15 protein-coding genes are annotated in these 18,096 nt (G+C 40.8%); 8 read left to right on the forward strand and 7 right to left on the reverse strand.

Annotation, left to right across the window (positions count from 1 at the left end; translation table 11 throughout):
- Position 1 precedes the first annotated feature (1 nt).
- The 5 genes from mrdA to ACXIUD_RS09200 are packed head-to-tail and all read right to left on the reverse strand — an operon-like array spanning position 2 to position 4,377.
- Entirely contained in the window at positions 2 to 1,801 is a 1,800-nt protein-coding gene (gene mrdA, locus ACXIUD_RS09180; RefSeq protein WP_458052332.1) for a penicillin-binding protein 2, read from the reverse strand.
- Positions 1,801 to 2,322: a rod shape-determining protein MreD gene (locus ACXIUD_RS09185; protein ID WP_458052333.1), complete on the reverse strand. Its 522-nt coding sequence runs from the start codon at positions 2,320 to 2,322 to the stop codon at positions 1,801 to 1,803. Before ACXIUD_RS09185 ends, mrdA begins: the two co-directional genes overlap by 1 nt.
- Positions 2,315 to 3,148 (reverse strand): rod shape-determining protein MreC, encoded by an 834-nt coding sequence (mreC, locus tag ACXIUD_RS09190; RefSeq protein WP_458052334.1) that lies wholly within the window; start codon positions 3,146 to 3,148, stop codon positions 2,315 to 2,317. The genes ACXIUD_RS09185 and mreC overlap by 8 nt, the downstream gene beginning before the upstream one ends.
- Positions 3,149 to 3,154: 6 nt before the next feature.
- Positions 3,155 to 4,183 (reverse strand): rod shape-determining protein, encoded by a 1,029-nt coding sequence (locus ACXIUD_RS09195; RefSeq protein ID WP_458052335.1) that lies wholly within the window; start codon positions 4,181 to 4,183, stop codon positions 3,155 to 3,157.
- Positions 4,144 to 4,377 carry a hypothetical protein gene (locus ACXIUD_RS09200; protein ID WP_458052336.1) on the reverse strand — a complete coding sequence of 78 codons (234 nt, stop codon included), beginning with the start codon at positions 4,375 to 4,377 and terminating at the stop codon, positions 4,144 to 4,146. The genes ACXIUD_RS09195 and ACXIUD_RS09200 overlap by 40 nt, the downstream gene beginning before the upstream one ends.
- Positions 4,378 to 4,396: 19 nt before the next feature.
- Between ACXIUD_RS09200 and ACXIUD_RS09205 the strand changes: the two genes are divergently transcribed.
- The 8 genes from ACXIUD_RS09205 to ACXIUD_RS09240 all read left to right on the forward strand — a co-directional run bounded on the left by ACXIUD_RS09205 (position 4,397) and on the right by ACXIUD_RS09240 (position 15,688).
- Positions 4,397 to 4,867, forward strand: coding sequence for a ribosome maturation factor RimP (locus ACXIUD_RS09205; RefSeq protein WP_458052337.1), 471 nt, complete (start codon positions 4,397 to 4,399; stop codon positions 4,865 to 4,867).
- A 5-nt stretch (positions 4,868 to 4,872) separates the two neighbouring features.
- Positions 4,873 to 6,117 (forward strand): transcription termination factor NusA, encoded by a 1,245-nt coding sequence (gene nusA, locus ACXIUD_RS09210; protein WP_458052338.1) that lies wholly within the window; start codon positions 4,873 to 4,875, stop codon positions 6,115 to 6,117.
- A gap of 65 nt (positions 6,118 to 6,182) precedes the next feature.
- A complete protein-coding gene (infB, locus tag ACXIUD_RS09215) occupies positions 6,183 to 9,233 on the forward strand; it encodes a translation initiation factor IF-2 (protein WP_458052339.1) in 3,051 nt (1,016 codons plus the stop codon).
- 56 nt (positions 9,234 to 9,289) lie between these two features.
- A complete protein-coding gene (locus ACXIUD_RS09220) occupies positions 9,290 to 9,481 on the forward strand; it encodes a hypothetical protein (RefSeq protein ID WP_458052340.1) in 192 nt (63 codons plus the stop codon).
- Between the two features lie 564 nt (positions 9,482 to 10,045).
- Positions 10,046 to 12,898 (forward strand): excinuclease ABC subunit UvrA, encoded by a 2,853-nt coding sequence (gene uvrA, locus ACXIUD_RS09225; protein ID WP_458052341.1) that lies wholly within the window; start codon positions 10,046 to 10,048, stop codon positions 12,896 to 12,898.
- 89 nt (positions 12,899 to 12,987) lie between these two features.
- On the forward strand, positions 12,988 to 14,040 hold the full coding sequence (locus tag ACXIUD_RS09230) for a sensor histidine kinase (protein ID WP_458052342.1): 1,053 nt from the start codon (positions 12,988 to 12,990) through the stop codon (positions 14,038 to 14,040).
- Positions 14,041 to 14,055: 15 nt separating this feature from the next.
- Positions 14,056 to 14,793 (forward strand): LytR/AlgR family response regulator transcription factor, encoded by a 738-nt coding sequence (locus ACXIUD_RS09235; RefSeq protein WP_458052343.1) that lies wholly within the window; start codon positions 14,056 to 14,058, stop codon positions 14,791 to 14,793.
- 139 nt (positions 14,794 to 14,932) lie between these two features.
- The gene (locus tag ACXIUD_RS09240; RefSeq protein WP_458052344.1) at positions 14,933 to 15,688 is read left to right on the forward strand and encodes a LytR/AlgR family response regulator transcription factor; all 756 of its coding nucleotides are present in this window, start codon (positions 14,933 to 14,935) and stop codon (positions 15,686 to 15,688) included.
- Between the two features lie 39 nt (positions 15,689 to 15,727).
- On the opposite strand, the gene ACXIUD_RS09245 is transcribed toward ACXIUD_RS09240, so the two are convergent.
- Positions 15,728 to 16,027, reverse strand: coding sequence for a hypothetical protein (locus ACXIUD_RS09245; RefSeq protein WP_458052345.1), 300 nt, complete (start codon positions 16,025 to 16,027; stop codon positions 15,728 to 15,730).
- Between the two features lie 481 nt (positions 16,028 to 16,508).
- Positions 16,509 to 17,855, reverse strand: a complete 1,347-nt coding sequence (locus ACXIUD_RS09250; protein WP_458052346.1) for a PhoH family protein — start codon at positions 17,853 to 17,855, stop codon at positions 16,509 to 16,511.
- Positions 17,856 to 18,096: the final 241 nt, after the last annotated feature.

The raw sequence follows: 18,096 nt of genomic DNA on the forward strand, positions 1-18,096 counted from the left end.
CTTACATAAATTTTCCTACCAGCACATATTCTTCCAAAGCTTCTCGGGTAATATAGCCGCGGATGTATTTTTCAATCATTAAACTTGCTGTACTTGCAGCTGCACGTCCACCCCAGCCTGCATTTTCTACATACACGGCTATAGCGATTTTAGGATCTTCTTTAGGGGCAAAGGCTACAAATACAGAGTGATCTTCACCCTGCGGATTTTGGGCAGTACCCGTCTTGCCTGCTACAGTGATATCTTTGATCGCAGCTCTGGCAGCAGTTCCATAGATAGCTTCCGCCATGGCATCCTGCACCATATCAAAGTGATGGGCGTCGACTCCCACCTCTATTTTTGTGCGGTATTTGATATCGATTTTGGTAGGGTCCCCATCGATAGCCTTGATCAAATGAGGGGTATAGTAATAGCCTTTGTTCGCGAAAATTGCGGCTAAGTTTGCCATTTGAAGTGGTGTCACAAGCATTTCGCCCTGTCCGATCGAAAGTGAGTAAATGGTAGAATACTTCCAACGGTTAGGACCGTAGACGCGGTCATATAATTTACTGGAAGGAATGGATCCGCCTTTTTCATTGTATAAATCAATTCCTAAAGGCCCACCTAAGCCAAATTTCATGACTTTTTCTCTCCATTCGTTTAAGCCGATTTCTGTATCCTTAAAAGTATTTCTGGATACTTCCCGGTTGATCATCATCCGATAAGCCTGATGGTAGTAGGGATTGCAAGAATACTTGATTGCACCAAAAAGATTTACCGGATTGGGGTGATTGTGGCATGCGACAAGCGAACGGTTACAGGAAAGGGTCGTATTGGGGTTTAATACACCCATTTGTAGACCAATGAGGGATTGAACAACTTTAAAGATAGAGCCTGGAGGATACATGGCCATGATGGGCCTGTTAAATAAAGGCTTGCTTTCATCCCTGTTGAGCAACAAATAATTAGAACCAAACTTGGCACCTGTCAATAAATTTGGATCATAAGTAGGTGCGGAAATCATGGCGAGAATCTCCCCTGTTTTCGGTTCAATAGCTACTACGGAGCCACGCTTTCCAGCCATCAGAAGCTCTCCATATTCTTGTAAAGCCAAATCAATGGTCGAGGTAATATTGTGACCTGCCACCGAAGCAGTATCATACTCTCCAGCCTTGAAAGGACCTTTGTCAACTCCCCTGACATTTACCATTTTGTATTTCACCCCTTTTACACCTCGCAGGGTTTTTTCGTAATACCCTTCAATTCCACTGAGGCCTACATAATCCCCTTGTCGATAATACCGTGCAGTATCCCGTTCGAGTTGCCCAGCAGAAATCTCCCCAATATATCCCAAAGCATTGGCCGCAGCAGGCTGAGGATAAGATCGCACCGAGCGAGTCATGACAAAGAGTCCCGGATAATCTATCAGGTAATCTTGGATTCTGGCAAAATCCGTAGTAGAGATTTGCCGGACCAAGGGAGATGGTTTTACACTCGAATATTTCCGTGCAGCGGTATAATTTTCAATTAACTGCTCTTTACTGATCTGAAAAATTTCGCAAAATCGGACGGTATCTTTTACGGTAAATTCCCGTGGAATGACCATCAAGTCAAAAATAGGATTGTTGTACACCAAGATTTTGCCTGTACGGTCGTATACCAAGCCTCTATACGGGTGGTCTACCACTCGCTGAATAGCATTCCGCTCAGCTCTTTTCAAAAAGCTGTCGTCCAATACCTGAATTGAGAATAATCTTGTCACAATTACCAACCCCACCAAGATGATGACTATGCTGAGGATGATAGGTCTTTGTTCATTCATTAAACACCCCTTCTTCTCCTGTAGAATAACAGTTGAACAATTATACTGATTATAAATACAAAAATAGCACTGAATACTGTTTTTTGAACGACAGGCATAAACAAATCTGTACCCAAGTATTCAATTAAAAAAAAGATGAGGTGATGAATAATAAATAGGGGCAAGCTATAGGTCAAAAACCATCCGAAGCCCATATTCAAAAAGCTCGGCTGAAGGTCTTCATCATATCCCCCCGTAGGAGTCAATACTTTAATCCATTGATTGCGAATGAAGCCAATCACCAACAAACTTGCTGTATGGATGCCCATGGTGTCATAAAAGATATCTACACTTAGCCCCAGTATAAATGAAATCAAAAGCATAGAGATGACTTTGATTTCTAGGGGAAGTAGCAGCAGGTAAAGCACATACAAAAAGCAAAAACCCATCCCAAAGATCACCAGGTTTTTCAACAGGAGCACCTGAACCAAGAGGTAAATAAAAAAGCTAAGGACGAGATAGAAAATCTTTCTGCTATTCATTGACTATTCCACTTGATTCGTATAACTCATCCAACTCCTGTTCCTGATTGTTTTCTACTAGGTACACGTAAGAAATTTTTGTAAAATCGGTAGATAATTCCAAAGTAATGTCCAAGTAGTTGGTTTCTTTTCCTGGTTGTACATCGATGACTTTTCCTATAGAAATTCCTTCAGGAAAGACCGCATTGTATCCGGAGGTTACGATTTCGTCTCCGATTTGTATGGATACGTGCCTAGGGACATAGAGCATTTTGGCGCGTTTAGGGTCTGCTGCGTCCCATTTGGTAGATCCAAATACTTCAGATGATTTAACCTTGGAAGAAACCAATAAATCGGTATGAAGCAATGAAATGACTGATGCGAAATTCTTGGTCACAGCTTTCACCCTTCCTACTACACCTTCTTCATTGAATACTCCCATTCCTTCTTTGATTCCATGGGCCGATCCGCGATTGATGGTCAGATAGTTTTGGCTGTGATGGATGGAATTGTTGATGACCTTTGCTCCCTTAAATTGAAAGCTTGCGCTCAGCACACTGTCTAATTCCATATACACAGAGTCCGCAGGTTTTTTGAATTTCTCCAATTCCGCTAATAGGTTGGCATTTTTATCTACCAGAGCCTTATTGACTGTAGCCAAAGAGAAATAGTCCAATACGTTGGATTGCGTATTCAGGATAGAGCCACTGATTTGGTTGGCACTATTGAGTGCAGCTGATCCCTGCTGAGAATTATTGGAAACTATCAGAAAAATAGCAACGGCCTCTAATGCTACGAATAGCAAAAAGGCCCGAATTCGATATAAGAATAGGAAAATCCGCTGCATTCTTCATTAAGTCATCAAAACTGTCCTGAAGTTATGAATATTTTTCAAAGCTGTACCTGTACCTCTTACCACTGCTCTCAATGGATCTTCGGCAATGTGTATAGGTAGCTTTGTTTTTTGATGCAATCGTTTATCCAAACCCTTCAATAAAGCACCACCACCGGTCAAGTGAATACCGTTGTCATAGATATCAGCAGAGAGTTCAGGTGGAGCAATTTCCAAGGCTTTCAATACCGCTTCCTCGATTTTGGATACAGATTTGTCCAAAGCGAAAGCAATTTCAGAATAGGAAACTTTGATGACTTTAGGAATCCCTGTCATCAAATCTCTCCCTCTGATTTCATAATCTTCCGGAGCATCGTCTAATTCAGTCAATGCAGAGCCGATAGCAATTTTTACTTTTTCAGCAGAGCGCTCACCTATCAAAAGGTTGTGCTGTCTACGCATGTAGTCCAAGATATCCTTTGTGAAGGTATCGCCCGCCACACGGATAGATTGGTCAGCCACGATCCCGGATAAGGCTATCAAAGCAATCTCCGTAGTACCTCCTCCGATGTCCACGATCATGGAACCCATCGGTTTTTCAATATCGATACCGATACCGATAGCTGCTGCAATCGGTTCGTAGATCATATACACTTCTTTGGCTCCTGCATGTTCTGCGGAGTCACGTACAGCTCTTTTTTCTACTTCTGTAATCCCGGAAGGAATACAGATTACCATTCGGTGGGATTTAGGAAACATCCCTTTGTTATGACCCGGAATCATTTTGATCATTCCTCGGATCATTTGTTCTGCAGCATAGAAGTCTGCAATCACCCCATCTTTCAATGGACGGATGGTTTTGATGTTCTCATGCGTTTTTTCATGCATGTTCATCGCATCCCTCCCTACTGCCAGGACCCTATTGGAGGATCTGTCAATAGCAATGATGGAAGGCTCGTCTACAACAATTTTATCTTTATGTATGATCAGTGTATTGGCAGTTCCTAAATCTATGGCAATGTCGCTTGAAAAAAAGTCGAATAAACCCATTCTGTTGTTAAATTTTGTCTTGTTTGTGGCGCTAATTTAGCATTATTAATGCCAAATATTCCCCGTGGGTCGGCAAAATTATTATCTAATTCCCAATTTCTTACAAGAATGCTGTTTTTTTTTGTGGGAATATTTTTCTTACCTTTGTGAAGTAATATCCGAATGCATGAGGGGACTTGAGTCCCCTCTTTCATTTGTTAGGATTGAAATGTTATGAATGTCAAGGAAAGTATAGAAGAAATAGTATTGAAGCATTTACCGGATGAATCTCATTTTGTGGTAGATGTTCAAGTACTGCAAAAGTCCTCAAAGACATCGGTCAAGATATTAATCGATGCAGATCAAGGACTAAATATTGACACCTGTGCTATTGTGAGTAGAGCAGTCGGCGAGGAAATAGAGGCCAAAGAGATTTTGAGTGATGCATATATCTTAGAAGTGTCCTCACCCGGCTTGGATTTTCCGCTAAATTCCAAAAGGCAATATGTAAAAAATATTGGAAGATCCCTGAAAGTCACCTTAGAAGATGGCAAGGAGATTGAAGGAGAATTGATGGGGGTGGAGACTTTTGGTCTTCAGCTAAAGGTGAAAATAAAAGAAAAAGGAAAGAAAGCAGTGGAGGAGGAAATGACTCTTCCATTTGAGCAGATAAAAAAATCAATTGTATTAGTCTCATTTAAATAACAAAGATGGATGCTAAAGTTCTAATAGATTCCTTTGCAGAGTTTGCAAGATCTAAAAATGTGGATCGCCCTACCATGATCCGTATTCTGGAAGATGTCTTCAGAGCGATGATTCGCAAGAAGTATGAGAACGATGAAAACTTTGATGTGACCATCAACGCTGATAAGGGAGACTTGGAAATCCTTAGAATTAGAGAAATCGTCGATGATAACTCTGAAGACATTTGGGATTTAGATAAAATCTCTCTAACAGAAGCGAGACAAATTGAGCCCGATTTCGAAGTTGGTGAAGAAGTGTACGAGAAAATCGAGTTGGAAGCCTTCGGTAGAAGGGCAGTACAGATGGCGAGACAGACCTTGATCCAAAAAATTAAGGATTTGGAAAAAGACCTGTTATTCAATCAATACGAGGAGCTTGTAGGGGAAATTGTTTCGGCAGAAGTCTACCAAGTATTGGGTAGAGAGGTATTGTTGATAGATGGAGAAGGCAATGAATTGATTCTTCCTAAAGGTGAGCAAATCCCGAAAGATAGATTTAGAAAAGGGGACAGCGCCCGTGCTATTGTACATAAAGTAGAAATGGTCAATGGAAACCCAAAGATCATTTTATCTAGAACCTCTCCGATTTTCTTGGAACGTTTGTTTGAGAATGAGGTTCCGGAAGTATTTGACGGATTGATTACCATCAAAAAGATCGTAAGAGAACCGGGAGAGCGCGCTAAAGTAGCTGTAGAATCCTATGATGATAGAATCGATCCAGTAGGTGCTTGCGTAGGTATGAAAGGGAGCAGAATCCACGCCATTGTACGTGAATTGCAAAACGAGAATATAGACGTCATCAACTACACAGATAACCTTGAATTGTATGTTCAACGCGCCTTGAGTCCTGCAAAAGTGACTTCAATCAACGTTGATAAAGAGAAATTGCGAATCTCCGTATTCTTAAAGCCTGACCAAGTATCTATGGCTATTGGTAAGGGAGGATTCAATATTCGTTTGGCTTCCCGCTTAGTCGGATACGAAATTGATGTATTTAGAGAGTTGGGTGAGTTAGAAGACGAAGATGTGGATTTGGAAGAGTTTGCAGACGAAATCGAACACTGGATTATCGACGAATTTAAGAAGACAGGTTTGGATACTGCAAAGAGTGTCTTGACTTTGACTAAGGATGATTTGTTAAGAAGAACAGAGTTGGAAGAAGAGACCATTGAGGAGGTCTTTAGAATCCTCAGACAGGAATTTGAACAGTAATAAAAAAATATTCCCCAATTATTGGGTTATATTTGTCAAAAATTAAGAGAGAGAGTTTTTAGCGTATGTCAGAAGATAAAACTATGCGATTGGGCCAAGTAGCCAGAAAACTCAATGTGGGGATTTCCACATTGGTAGATTCTTTGGGCAAAAAAGGCTTCGATGTAGAAAACAACCCGAATTCTAAAATCAACATAGAGCAGTTTAATATGTTGGCCAAGGAATTCAAATCTTCCGCTATGGAGAAAGAAGAAGCATCCCATTTGCATATTGGGAAGCGTCATCACGAAAATTTCACCATAGAGGCAGAATCTGAGGCGAAGGAAGAGAAAAAACCTGAGCCAACACCAGAACCAAAGCCTGCACCAAAGCCGGCTCCAGTAGCTCCTGTGGCGAAAGAAGAGAAAGCTCCTGAGCCAGAAAAGGAAAAAGTTGCAGTAGATGCACCTAAGCTACAAGGAATTAAGGTTTTGGGAAAAATCGATTTGAATCCTAAAAAAGAGCAACCTGCACCTGAGCCAGTTCAAGCAAAGGTGGAGCCTCCCAAATCGGCTCCTGCACCTGAAGCGAGCAAGCCAATACCGGCTCCTGCTCCATCACCAAGCCCAGCCCCTGAACAAAAAACTGCTAGTTCGGAGGAAAAAGCTGCACCTCAACCTCAGGCTGTGAAGCCTCAGTCTCCTGACACTCGCGTAAAAGAAACTCCTGTTCAACCGACTGCCTCTCAGAAGCCAGCTCCTGCAAAAGCGGAAACAGCCCCAGCGGCTGAGCCAGCAAAACCTGTTGTAGAGCAGAAGCCTGTTGTAGCTCCAACTACTCCTGCTGCGGAAGAAAATGTTCCTACGGAGCTGATTTCAGCCAAAGCTGATGCATTGAAAGGTTTGACAGTCTTAGGTAAAATTGTACTTCCTGATGAACGCTCTAAGAAAAAAGGTGGCAAGCCTGTGGCGTCTTCTGATGAGAAGAACAAAGACAACAAAAAGAAAAGACCTCGTAAGAGAATTGATAAAAAACCAGGTCAAGGGGATCGTCCGGCAGCAGCTGGAGGAGATGCCAATAAGCCTGCACAAGGACAGGGTCAAGGCCAAAGACCTGCTGGTCAAGGTCAAGGTGGTCCAAGACCAGGTGGACAAGGTGGTCAAAGACCTGGAGATAGAAGACCTCAACAAGGCGGACGTGGAAATCAGCGTCCTGCTCCAAACACCAACCGAGTACAAAAAGCAGAACCTACACAAAAGGAAATCCAAGATCAGATCAAGCAGACACTTGCACGCTTGCAAGGTGGAGGCAAATCTGGCGGAAAATCTAAGAGAAGAGATAAACGTGCTGAGCGTCAGCGCGAGGAGATGGAGGGCGAAGAGGAAAGCAAAATCCTAAGAGTAACCGAATTTATCTCAGCTAACGATTTGGCATCTTTGATGGATGTATCGGTCAATGAGGTGATTTCTACCTGCTTGTCTCTGGGTATGTTCGTTTCCATCAATCAACGATTGGATGCGGAAGCCATAACTATCATCACTGATGAATTTGGATACGAAGTAGAATTCTCCAAACCAGATGAAGAAATTGATGAGGTAGAACAAATCGATAGTGAAGAAGAGTTGGTGCATAGAGCACCGATTGTCACCATCATGGGTCACGTAGACCATGGTAAAACATCCTTGCTCGATTATATTCGAAGGTCGAAAGTAACTGCTGATGAGGCCGGAGGTATTACGCAGCACATTGGTGCTTACGATGTAACTACTACCAATGGTGATAAAATTGCATTTTTGGATACACCAGGTCACGAAGCCTTTACAGCGATGCGGGCCCGTGGTGCGAAAATTACAGACGTTGCGATTATCGTAATTGCGGCGGATGATAGTATCATGCCTCAAACCAAAGAAGCAATCAACCATGCGCAAGTAGCGGGTGTACCGATGATCTTTGCGATCAATAAAGTGGATAAGCCAAACGCAAACCCTGAGAAAATTAAGGAAGAATTGGCTAATATGAACTTATTGGTGGAAGACTGGGGAGGTAAATATCAGTCTCAAGATATCTCCGCAAAAACAGGTTTGGGTGTAGATGAGCTTTTGGAGAAAGTATTGTTGGAAGCTGAAATTCTTGAATTGACAGCTAATCCGAACAGAAATGCCTCCGGAACAGTAATCGAAGCCTCCTTGGATAAAGGGAGAGGATATGTTGCTACTGTCATGGTACAAATGGGTACCTTGAAAATAGGTGACGTCATGCTAGCTGGACCTCACTATGGTCGTGTGAAAGCCATGTTTGATCACAAAGGCAAGCGTATGAAGGAAGCAGGCCCATCTACTCCTGTACAGGTATTAGGTTTGGGTGGTGCCCCTCAGGCAGGTGATACCTTCAAAGTTTATGACAATGAGCGTGAAGCAAGAGACATCGCCAACTCAAGAGAGCAAATCTTGAGAGAGCAGTCTTTGCGTACCAAGAAACATATTACTTTGGATGAGATTGGTCGTCGATTGGCTATCGGTTCATTCAAAGAATTGAATATCATTATCAAAGGTGATGTGGATGGTTCTGTAGAGGCTCTTTCTGACTCCTTATTGAAACTATCCAAAGCAGAAGTTTCTGTAAATATCATCCATAAAGCGGTAGGTCAGATCTCTGAGTCCGATGTATTGTTGGCCTCAGCTTCTGATGCAATCATTATTGGATTTAATGTGAGACCGTCTTCAAATGCGAAGAAACTTGCTGAAAACGAGGAGATTGAAATCAGACATTATTCCATCATCTACGATGCGATCAATCAAATCAAGGATGCGATCGAGGGTATGTTGGAGCCTGAATTTGAGGAGATCATCACAGGTAACGTACAAGTTCGTGAGGTATTTAAAATCTCCAAGATTGGTACCGTTGCAGGTTCCTATGTGACTGATGGTTATGTTACCCGTAAAAATAAGATCCGCATTATCCGTGATGGTATCGTCATCCACGATGGAGAAATCGATCAGCTGAAGCGATTCAAAGACGATGTTGCTGAAGTGAAGGCTGGTTATGAATGCGGTATTTCTATCAAAAACTTCAATAATATCCAAATCGACGATATCATTGAGGGCTACATGATGCAGGAAATCAAAAGGAAAAAATAATTGATCAAATAAAAGGAGCCTTCGAGCTCCTTTTTTTATGCCTTTTCAATTCTAAGATGATAGAAGCAGTTAGATATTTTTGTTTGATACTACTTGGATGGAGTTTGATTTCTATCCTAGCAGGATTGTATAAACCGGTCTTAGTTCTATGGTTTCTCGATCGGATGAACCGAATGATGGTATTGAAGTACTATGGATTGCTGGGGTTGATTTCAGGAGGAACGTGGTGGTGTTTGGGATTAGTGTAAGTTGAGTTGTACCAAGTACTAAGTACCATGTACCAAGTATGAGGAAGCGAGACTTGCCTGCTGCAAGCAGGAGACGAGAAGCGAGAGACGAGAGTTTAGAAACAAGAACCAAGAGACAAGAACCAAGAACCAAGAACCAAGAAACAAGAATCAAGAGACAGGAGACGTTTGACATGTCCTGAAATATGCTTGCTTCGACAAGCTCAGCAAAAGTGCGCGAAATAAAGTTGAAATATACCTCTACCTGAGGTAGACAGGTTCGGAGATATATTTGGTGGCATTTAAATAAGATAATTCTTCTTAAAAAAGTGTCAAGAAAAATCAGGTCGTGACAACTGTTTGTTTTAGAATTTTTGAAAGTGACTTTAATGTTGAAATTATGGACATCATTGGATGGCAGGATATAAGGCGGCTTCCATGACTAATCCAATACGAAAGAATAGATCTTCTGCTTTATTCCATTTTTAAATCATCTATCCAAACTTTGTCTTCCTTTCCAAGTTTTACTTTTAGCATCCCCTGTGATGTGCAGTTTATAATGCGTATTTTTGTCATTTGAATCCCATGCAACAATCCTACATGCCTGATACAGACACCCTGACGGAGCAAAAACAAGAATATATCGAGATCTTTGGAGCTCGTGAACATAACCTCAAAAACATAGACCTTTCCATTCCCCGCAACAAATTGGTGGTCATTACTGGTCTGAGTGGAAGTGGAAAAAGTTCTCTTGCATTTGACACCATCTACGCAGAAGGTCAACGCCGCTATATGGAAAGTTTCTCTGCCTATGCCCGTTCATTTTTGGGAGGTATGGAGCGTCCCGATGTAGATAAAATCAATGGTCTCTCACCGGTGATTTCCATTGAGCAAAAGACTACCTCTAAAAATCCCCGCTCTACCGTAGGTACAGTGACAGAAATCTATGATTTTATGCGTCTGTTGTATGCCCGGGCAGGTGAAGCATACTCTTACCTTTCCGGTATCAAAATGATCCGGCAGACGGAAGACCAAATCATCGAACAATTATTTGAAAATTTTTCTGGAAAAAAGTTATACATCCTTGCTCCAGTAGTCAAAGGTAGAAAAGGCCATTACCGAGAATTATTCGAGCAAATACGCAAAATGGGTTACTCCAAAGTTCGTGTAGATGGTGTGGTGATGGAGATGGTACCCAAAATGCAGGTAGACCGATACAAAATCCATGATATTGAAATTGTGGTGGATCGCATAGTAGCAGAGGAGGAGGACCGTTTCCGGATTTCCCAATCCTTAAAAACTGCCTTGAATTTGGGGAAAGGTGTGATCATGCTGCGCGATGAATCGGGCGCTATCCATCATTTTTCCAAATATTTGATGGACCCAACCACAGGTTTATCCTATGATGAACCTGCTCCCAATACCTTCTCTTTCAACAGTCCTTATGGTGCCTGTCCAACTTGTAATGGCCTGGGAGTGACAGAGGAAATTACCAAAGAAAGCATCATTCCAGATCCTAGTTTGAGTATCACCCGTGGTGGGATCGCTCCCTTAGGAGAATATAGAGATATCTGGATTTTCAAAAAAATTGAAGCCATCCTTAAACATTTTAAATGCAGCATGAGCACTCCGATCGGTAAATTACCGGAAGAGGTGTTAAATGTCCTATTGTATGGGGACAAAATTGAGGTGGCTGTAGATTCCGTGAAGTACCCAGGTACGCAATGGAATACTACTTTTGAAGGAATTGTCAATTTTCTTCAAAAGTATCAGGAAGGTGGTTCCGACAAAATACAGCAATGGGTCAGCGAATTTACCATTACCAAAACCTGCCCGGATTGTGACGGGTATCGTCTTAAAAAAGAAGCTTTGCATTTCAAAATCGCCGATAAACACATCGGGGAATTGGCTATGATGGATATTCAGACGTTGGGCAACTGGTTTGAGAATCTGGAGGAGCGTTTGTCTGACCGGCAAAATGTCATTGCCAAAGAGGTTTTGAAAGAAATCAGGAAAAGAATTGGCTTTTTATTGGATATTGGCTTGGACTATTTGTCCTTGAATAGACCTTTGAGAACCCTCTCCGGAGGTGAGGCGCAGCGGATCCGTTTGGCTACCCAGATTGGCACCCAACTTGTCGGTGTTTTATATATCTTGGACGAACCCAGCATTGGACTGCATCAGCGGGACAATGTTAAGTTGATCAAAGCCCTGCAAGATTTACGTGATCTGGGCAACACGGTATTGGTAGTGGAGCATGATAAGGACATGATGCTGGATGCCGACTATGTGGTAGACATAGGGCCCGGAGCAGGAAGGCATGGTGGTCAGATTGTAGCAGCAGGCACTCCTCAGGAAATCCTGCAGAAGAAAAGTACCACAGCCAAGTACTTGTCAGGTGACCTGAAAATTGAAATCCCTGCCCAAAGAAGGACTGGAAATGGACATTTTTTAACGTTGAAGGGAGCCTCTGGAAATAACCTGCAGGATGTGGATTTAAAATTGCCCTTGGGTACCATGATCTGTGTAACAGGAGTTTCTGGAAGTGGAAAAAGTACATTGATTCATGAGACCTTGTATCCTATTCTCAATCAGCATTTTTACAATTCCAAAAAGGAGCCTTTACCTTATAAATCCATTGATGGGTTGAAACAATTAGATAAGGTCATAGAAGTAGATCAATCTCCCATTGGAAGGACCCCACGATCCAATCCTGCAACCTATACAGGAGTATTTTCAGATATCAGAACCCTTTTCACGGAGTTGCCGGAAGCAAAAATCCGTGGGTATAAGCCAGGCAGATTCAGTTTCAATGTTAAAGGTGGTAGATGTGAGGACTGTGAAGGTGCGGGGATGAAATTGATTGAGATGGACTTCTTGCCGGATGTACATATCCCATGTGAAACCTGCAAAGGCAAACGCTACAATCGAGAGACCTTGGAAGTGCGTTTCAAAGGAAAATCCATTTCCGATGTCTTGGATATGACCGTGGAGCAGGCAGTTGAGTTTTTTGAAAATCAACCGAAAATCCTCCGAAAAATCAAAACCCTCAATGATGTTGGTTTGGGTTACATTACCTTGGGACAACACGCCACCACCTTATCTGGTGGTGAGGCCCAACGGGTGAAGTTAGCTACTGAATTATCCAAAAAGGACACCGGAAATACTTTCTACATCTTAGACGAGCCCACGACGGGACTACATTTCCAGGATATTGAACACTTATTGCAGGTACTTCAAAAGTTGGTGGACAAAGGCAATACGGTGTTGATCATTGAGCACAATTTGGATATTATCAAGGTAGCGGATTATGTGGTAGATCTTGGACCGGAAGGTGGTAATGGAGGCGGCAGCATTCTGGTGCAAGGAACACCTGAGGTGGTAGCCCAGCATCCAAAGAGTTATACAGCCAAATTTCTACGTGCCGAACTTGCTTGAATGAGCATATAACCTGTTATCTACGATTCAGTACCCTTTTGTAAATTGGTCTTTTTAGACTCCATAGCTCAAGGTATATTTGAAGCACTATGAACAAAATCAAACTCTACTGGATCTTACAAATACTCGGATGGTCTAGCTATGCGATGATCAACTTATTTTTTGCATCCTTGGATAGGGGTTTGACAAGTGTTCAAGTATGGGCCTTTTTGGCGTTAGCAGCAGTTTATTTGTTCTCTACACATCTTCTCAGACATGTAGTGAAAAAGTATGGCTGGTTCAATTTGGAGTTTAGCCGCCTGCTAACGTACACCTTGATTGCCTTGACCGTGTTGTCCCTTGGTAATACGGTAGCTCAGATTATTCTAAACATCATCTTTGGTACATTGAAGCCGGAGGAGGATTTAAGACCCCTGCTGATTGCAGTCAATACATTTGTGAGTTTCTTGTTTTATGCCTTATGGGCTATGTTGTACTTTTTGTTCCACTTTTTGGATAATTACAATCAGACACTAAAGTACCAAGCTAAGATCAATGAGATTCAACTGAATCATCTGAAGAGTCAATTGAATCCGCATTTTATATTCAATGCTTTGAATTCAGTACGAGCTTTGGTGGATGAAGATCCTAAAAAAGCCAAAATCGCTATCACACAACTGTCCAATATTTTGCGGTTTTCCCTGATGATGGACAAAAAACGGGTCATTGATTTTGAAAATGAGCTGAATACTGTCAAGGATTACCTGAATTTGGAAACTATCCGATTTGAGGAGCGATTGCAGGTTAGTTACCTGATTGAGGCAGAAGCTTATGATTACAAAATACCTCCCATGATGTTGCAGACCATCGTGGAGAATGCCATCAAGCATGGCATATCCAATCGGGTGAAAGGAGGGCTTATTGAAATCAAATGTTTTGAAGGCATTACAGATGATTTGGTTATTCAGGTCAAAAACTCAGGACAGTTAAAAAACACAGTGAATCCTAAGCGAAAGAATGGAGAAGGCCATGGGATTACCAATACTATTCAACGATTGAAATTAATATATGGGCAACGCGCTTCCTTTAAAATATACAATTCTGGAAGTGATTTTGTCATCACTGAAATAAAAATTCCAAAACAAAACCTTACCTTAGGTTAAAAATTAACAAAAACCATGCAAGCACTTGTCATAGATGATGAACGATTAGCAAGAAAAGAGTTGATTAATCTCCTTTCCCAATTTGAGCAGGTAGAAGTTGTCGGTGAAGCCAACAACGTGGACGATGCCAAAGAGAAAATCGAAGCCCTATCGCCTGATGTAGTCTTTTTGGATATTCAAATGCCTGAGAAAACGGGATTTGATTTATTGGAAGAATTGGACAACGTGCCGTATGTGATTTTTACGACTGCTTACGATGAGTATGCGATCAAAGCTTTTCAAGTGAATGCTTTGGATTATTTATTGAAGCCGATTGAGCCAAAAAGATTGGCCGAAACTATCGAGCGACTGCAAAAAAAATTACAGGAAAACGCTGAGAAATCCACCCAAGAAGTGAGCGAGTCTACTGGTAAAAAACTTACTCTCAACGATCAGGTTTTTGTAAAAGATGGGGATCGCTGCTGGTTTGTTCGTCTTTCCAATGTTCGCTTGTTTGAGTCAGATGGGAATTACATCAAAGTATATTTTGATAATTTTAAACCCATGATTCACAAGTCTTTGAATGCCTTGGATGAGCGTTTGGATGAAAAGTCTTTTTTCCGTGCAAGTCGCAAGCATATCATCAATCTGAGTTGGGTAGAGGGTATTGAGCCTTGGTTTAATGGAGGCTTGGTAGTGACACTCAAAGGAGGAGACCGTATTGAAGTCAGCCGAAGACAAGCCGCAAGATTTAAAGACATGATGAGTCTTTAATCCATCATTTATTCGAATATTTCTCCGATTAGTTGATTTAGGTTTTAAAATTTCGTAAATATACAGGCATATTATTCTTGTATACATAAAAATCTTGTTTGTACAATCAGTTTTAGGTTAGCCAAACCCAAATGGACTTATGAAAGAGGAAAGAATCCTTATTGTTGAAGATGATGTAAACATCGCGGAGAATATCGAAGAGATATTGGAATTGTTAGGGTATATCAATATTGATATTGCCAATTCAGCTAATCAAGCCGTCAAAATTATCAAGAAATATAAACCTGATTTGGTATTTATGGATATCAAGTTGAAAGGTGATAAAGATGGGATTGAGCTAGGTGAAATTGTACATCAAATGGTTGATGTTCCGATAGTATTCGTGACTTCTTACTCTGACCCTACCATCATTGAGCGTGCTAAACGTATCAATCCTGCAGGATTTATTGTAAAGCCTTTCAACACAAATGACATTCATGCTATAGTAGAGATTGTACTCTATAATAAGCGTGTAAAACCTTCTGTAGAATCTGTCAGTGTAAAAACTGCGGACGAAAGCCCCTATTTGGTTACAGATGCGGTATTTATCAAGTCAGATAATGCATTTGAGCGAGTACCTTACGATAATATTTATTACGTGGAGGCTAATGGCAACATGGTTACCATCTTCACGAAAGCCAAAAATTACACCATCCGTAAGTCTATGAAGGATATGGAGGATAAATTACCACCATCGATGTTCCTCCGGGTTCAAAAATCCTTTATTGTGCAATTGAATCAAATTGAAAGTTTCAATACCCGGGATATTACTTTGAAAACAGGGGATGTTGTCCAAGTGGGGAGACAGTACTATAACAGTTTCCTAGCTAAATTGAATACCATTACAGAAAGTTAAAACAAAAAAAGCTGATCATTTGATCAGCTTTTTACTTTTCTACTGTACTAAGTACACTGATAAGTTGGATGATTTCGACATCAAATGTCCTTTTTGAATCATCTCCTGAAATTTTTCATTCAGTTCATTGCTGTTTCCGTACAATTCAGCTACAATCTCACCGCACTTGTTGATAAAAACGATGGAGGGTGTTTTTTTAGTAGCAGGTTCCAGGATTTCGATCTTAAGATCTTTTGCCATTTCCTCCAATGCTACCGCTTTACTTCCCTCATGTGTAGAAGCAAATAATAATTGGCTTCCCAACAAAAAGCTCGCTGTAAATAGAATCATCTTTTTCATAACCGTATATTAACCTTTATTTATTTCGAAATTTTGACCTTCGTTCGTTGTCGAAAGCATAGTATATACAGCAGAGTTGATGAAAAGGTTTCAGATTTCTAAAAATTTTTTTCAGTAGATAATTTTGTTTTCAAAAAATATGATGGCTAATGGTTTGAAAATATCATTTATTGGCTATTTCAGAAAAATAATATTCTGAAAAAACGGATTAGGGTTCACGCAAAGTCGCGGTGTTTTGAGCCACAAAGGCGCAAAGAAAAGATCTCAATCATCAAAAAGGAGGTAGAATTCTTAATGTAAAATCAACCCTTAATGTCCTTTAGACAAGAATGCAAGATGTTGAATTGAAACTTTTCCAAAGTTTAATTAGAAGACAATCAATCTGAACCTGCAAATAGAACTTTGGAAATTTATGCTAAACTTAACGAAATCAAATCCACCTTCTAAAATCTAAAATCCAAAACACCTATCCTCATTCCTTTTACAATAGCTCGTTCGCCAAATTTGCCAGCTCTGAGCGTTCTCCTTTTTCCAGTTTGATATGGGCATAGAGTGGATGGTCCTTGACTCGGTCTATGAGGTATGACAAGCCATTACTCTGGCTGTCTAGATATGGTGTGTCAATTTGGAAAATATCTCCCGTGAAAATGATTTTCGTGTTTTCTCCGGCTCTACTGATGATGGTTTTGATTTCGTGAGGCGTAAGGTTTTGTGCCTCGTCGATGATAAAGAAAATGTTGGATAAGGAGCGTCCTCGGATATAGGCTAATGGTTGAATGACCAACTTTTCTTGGTTGACCAATTCGGTGATTTTTTGGTATTCTTTGTCGGATTCTTTGAATTGGTTTTGAATAAATTTTAGATTGTCCCAAAGTGGCTCCATATAAGGATTCAATTTGGATTTGATATCTCCCGGTAAGTAACCAATATCTTTATTGCTTAAAGGAACAATTGGTCTCGCTAGGAATATTTGTTTATAATCCCTCCGTTGCTCTAAAGCTCCAGCCAAAGCTAATAGGGTTTTTCCTGTTCCAGCTACCCCTTGAATGGACACCAGTTTGATACGTGGATTTAAAATGGCATGGAGCGCAAATGTTTGCTCTGCATTTTTTGGTTTGATATTGTAGGCCAATCGCTTATCTACCCGTTCGATTCGGTTGTCTTCGGCATTGTAATAGCTTAAAACTGAATTTTTTTCACTTTTGAGGATATAGAAAGCATTGGATTTGCGCTTGCGCGTGCCCAAAATATGCTTCGCTTCCACTGAGTGCTGATCGTAAAGTGTGTTAATTACTTCAGGTGCTATACCATCTAATATAAACTTACCCGTATTTTCGATTTCCGAAAGGTTTTTGATTTTACCTGTTTCGTAATCTTCGGCATGGATGTCGAGTGATTTGGCTTTGAGACGGAGGTTGATATCCTTACTGACGAGGATTACCCGGCGGTTTTTTTCGGTCTGCTTGAGATGTAGGGCTGAATTGAGAATTTTATGGTCATTTTTTTCTTCCCCAAAAATCATATTAGCATTGATGCTGCTATCAGGATTCATGTGGATCTTAAAATTCCCTTTGGTTTTGCCATTCAGTGGAGTCCAGTTATGGATCATCTGATCTTTAGAGAGGGTATCCAAAAGTCTGATGAATTCCCTAGCCTCGAAGTTTTTGGTGTCATTTCCTTTTTTGAACTGATCCAACTCTTCCAAAACAGTAATCGGAATGACCACATCATGTTCGGCAAAATTCATGATGGAGTTGTGGGCGTATAGGATGACCGAGGTATCTAACACAAAAATTTTACGGTCTTGGTTGGTTTTTGCTCTTGGCATGGTTTGAAAGCTGTTAGTGGTACAATTCTGTCGAATAAGTTAGAAAAATAAATTATAGATTTCCATTGAAAGCCAAAAAATTCCGTTTATGTGGTTTATTTATTTGACTATCAAGAGTATATTTTTTGAAGTAGTAGGTAGAGTTTTTGGTGATAACCCCAAAGTTTTCATCCTTATGATTTTCTCCCTATTGCTTTTCTTTAGAGTTCACAGTTTTTTTCTGGCGGAAATTTCAGGTCCT

The sequence above is a fragment of the Mongoliitalea sp. genome (genome assembly GCF_054166905.1).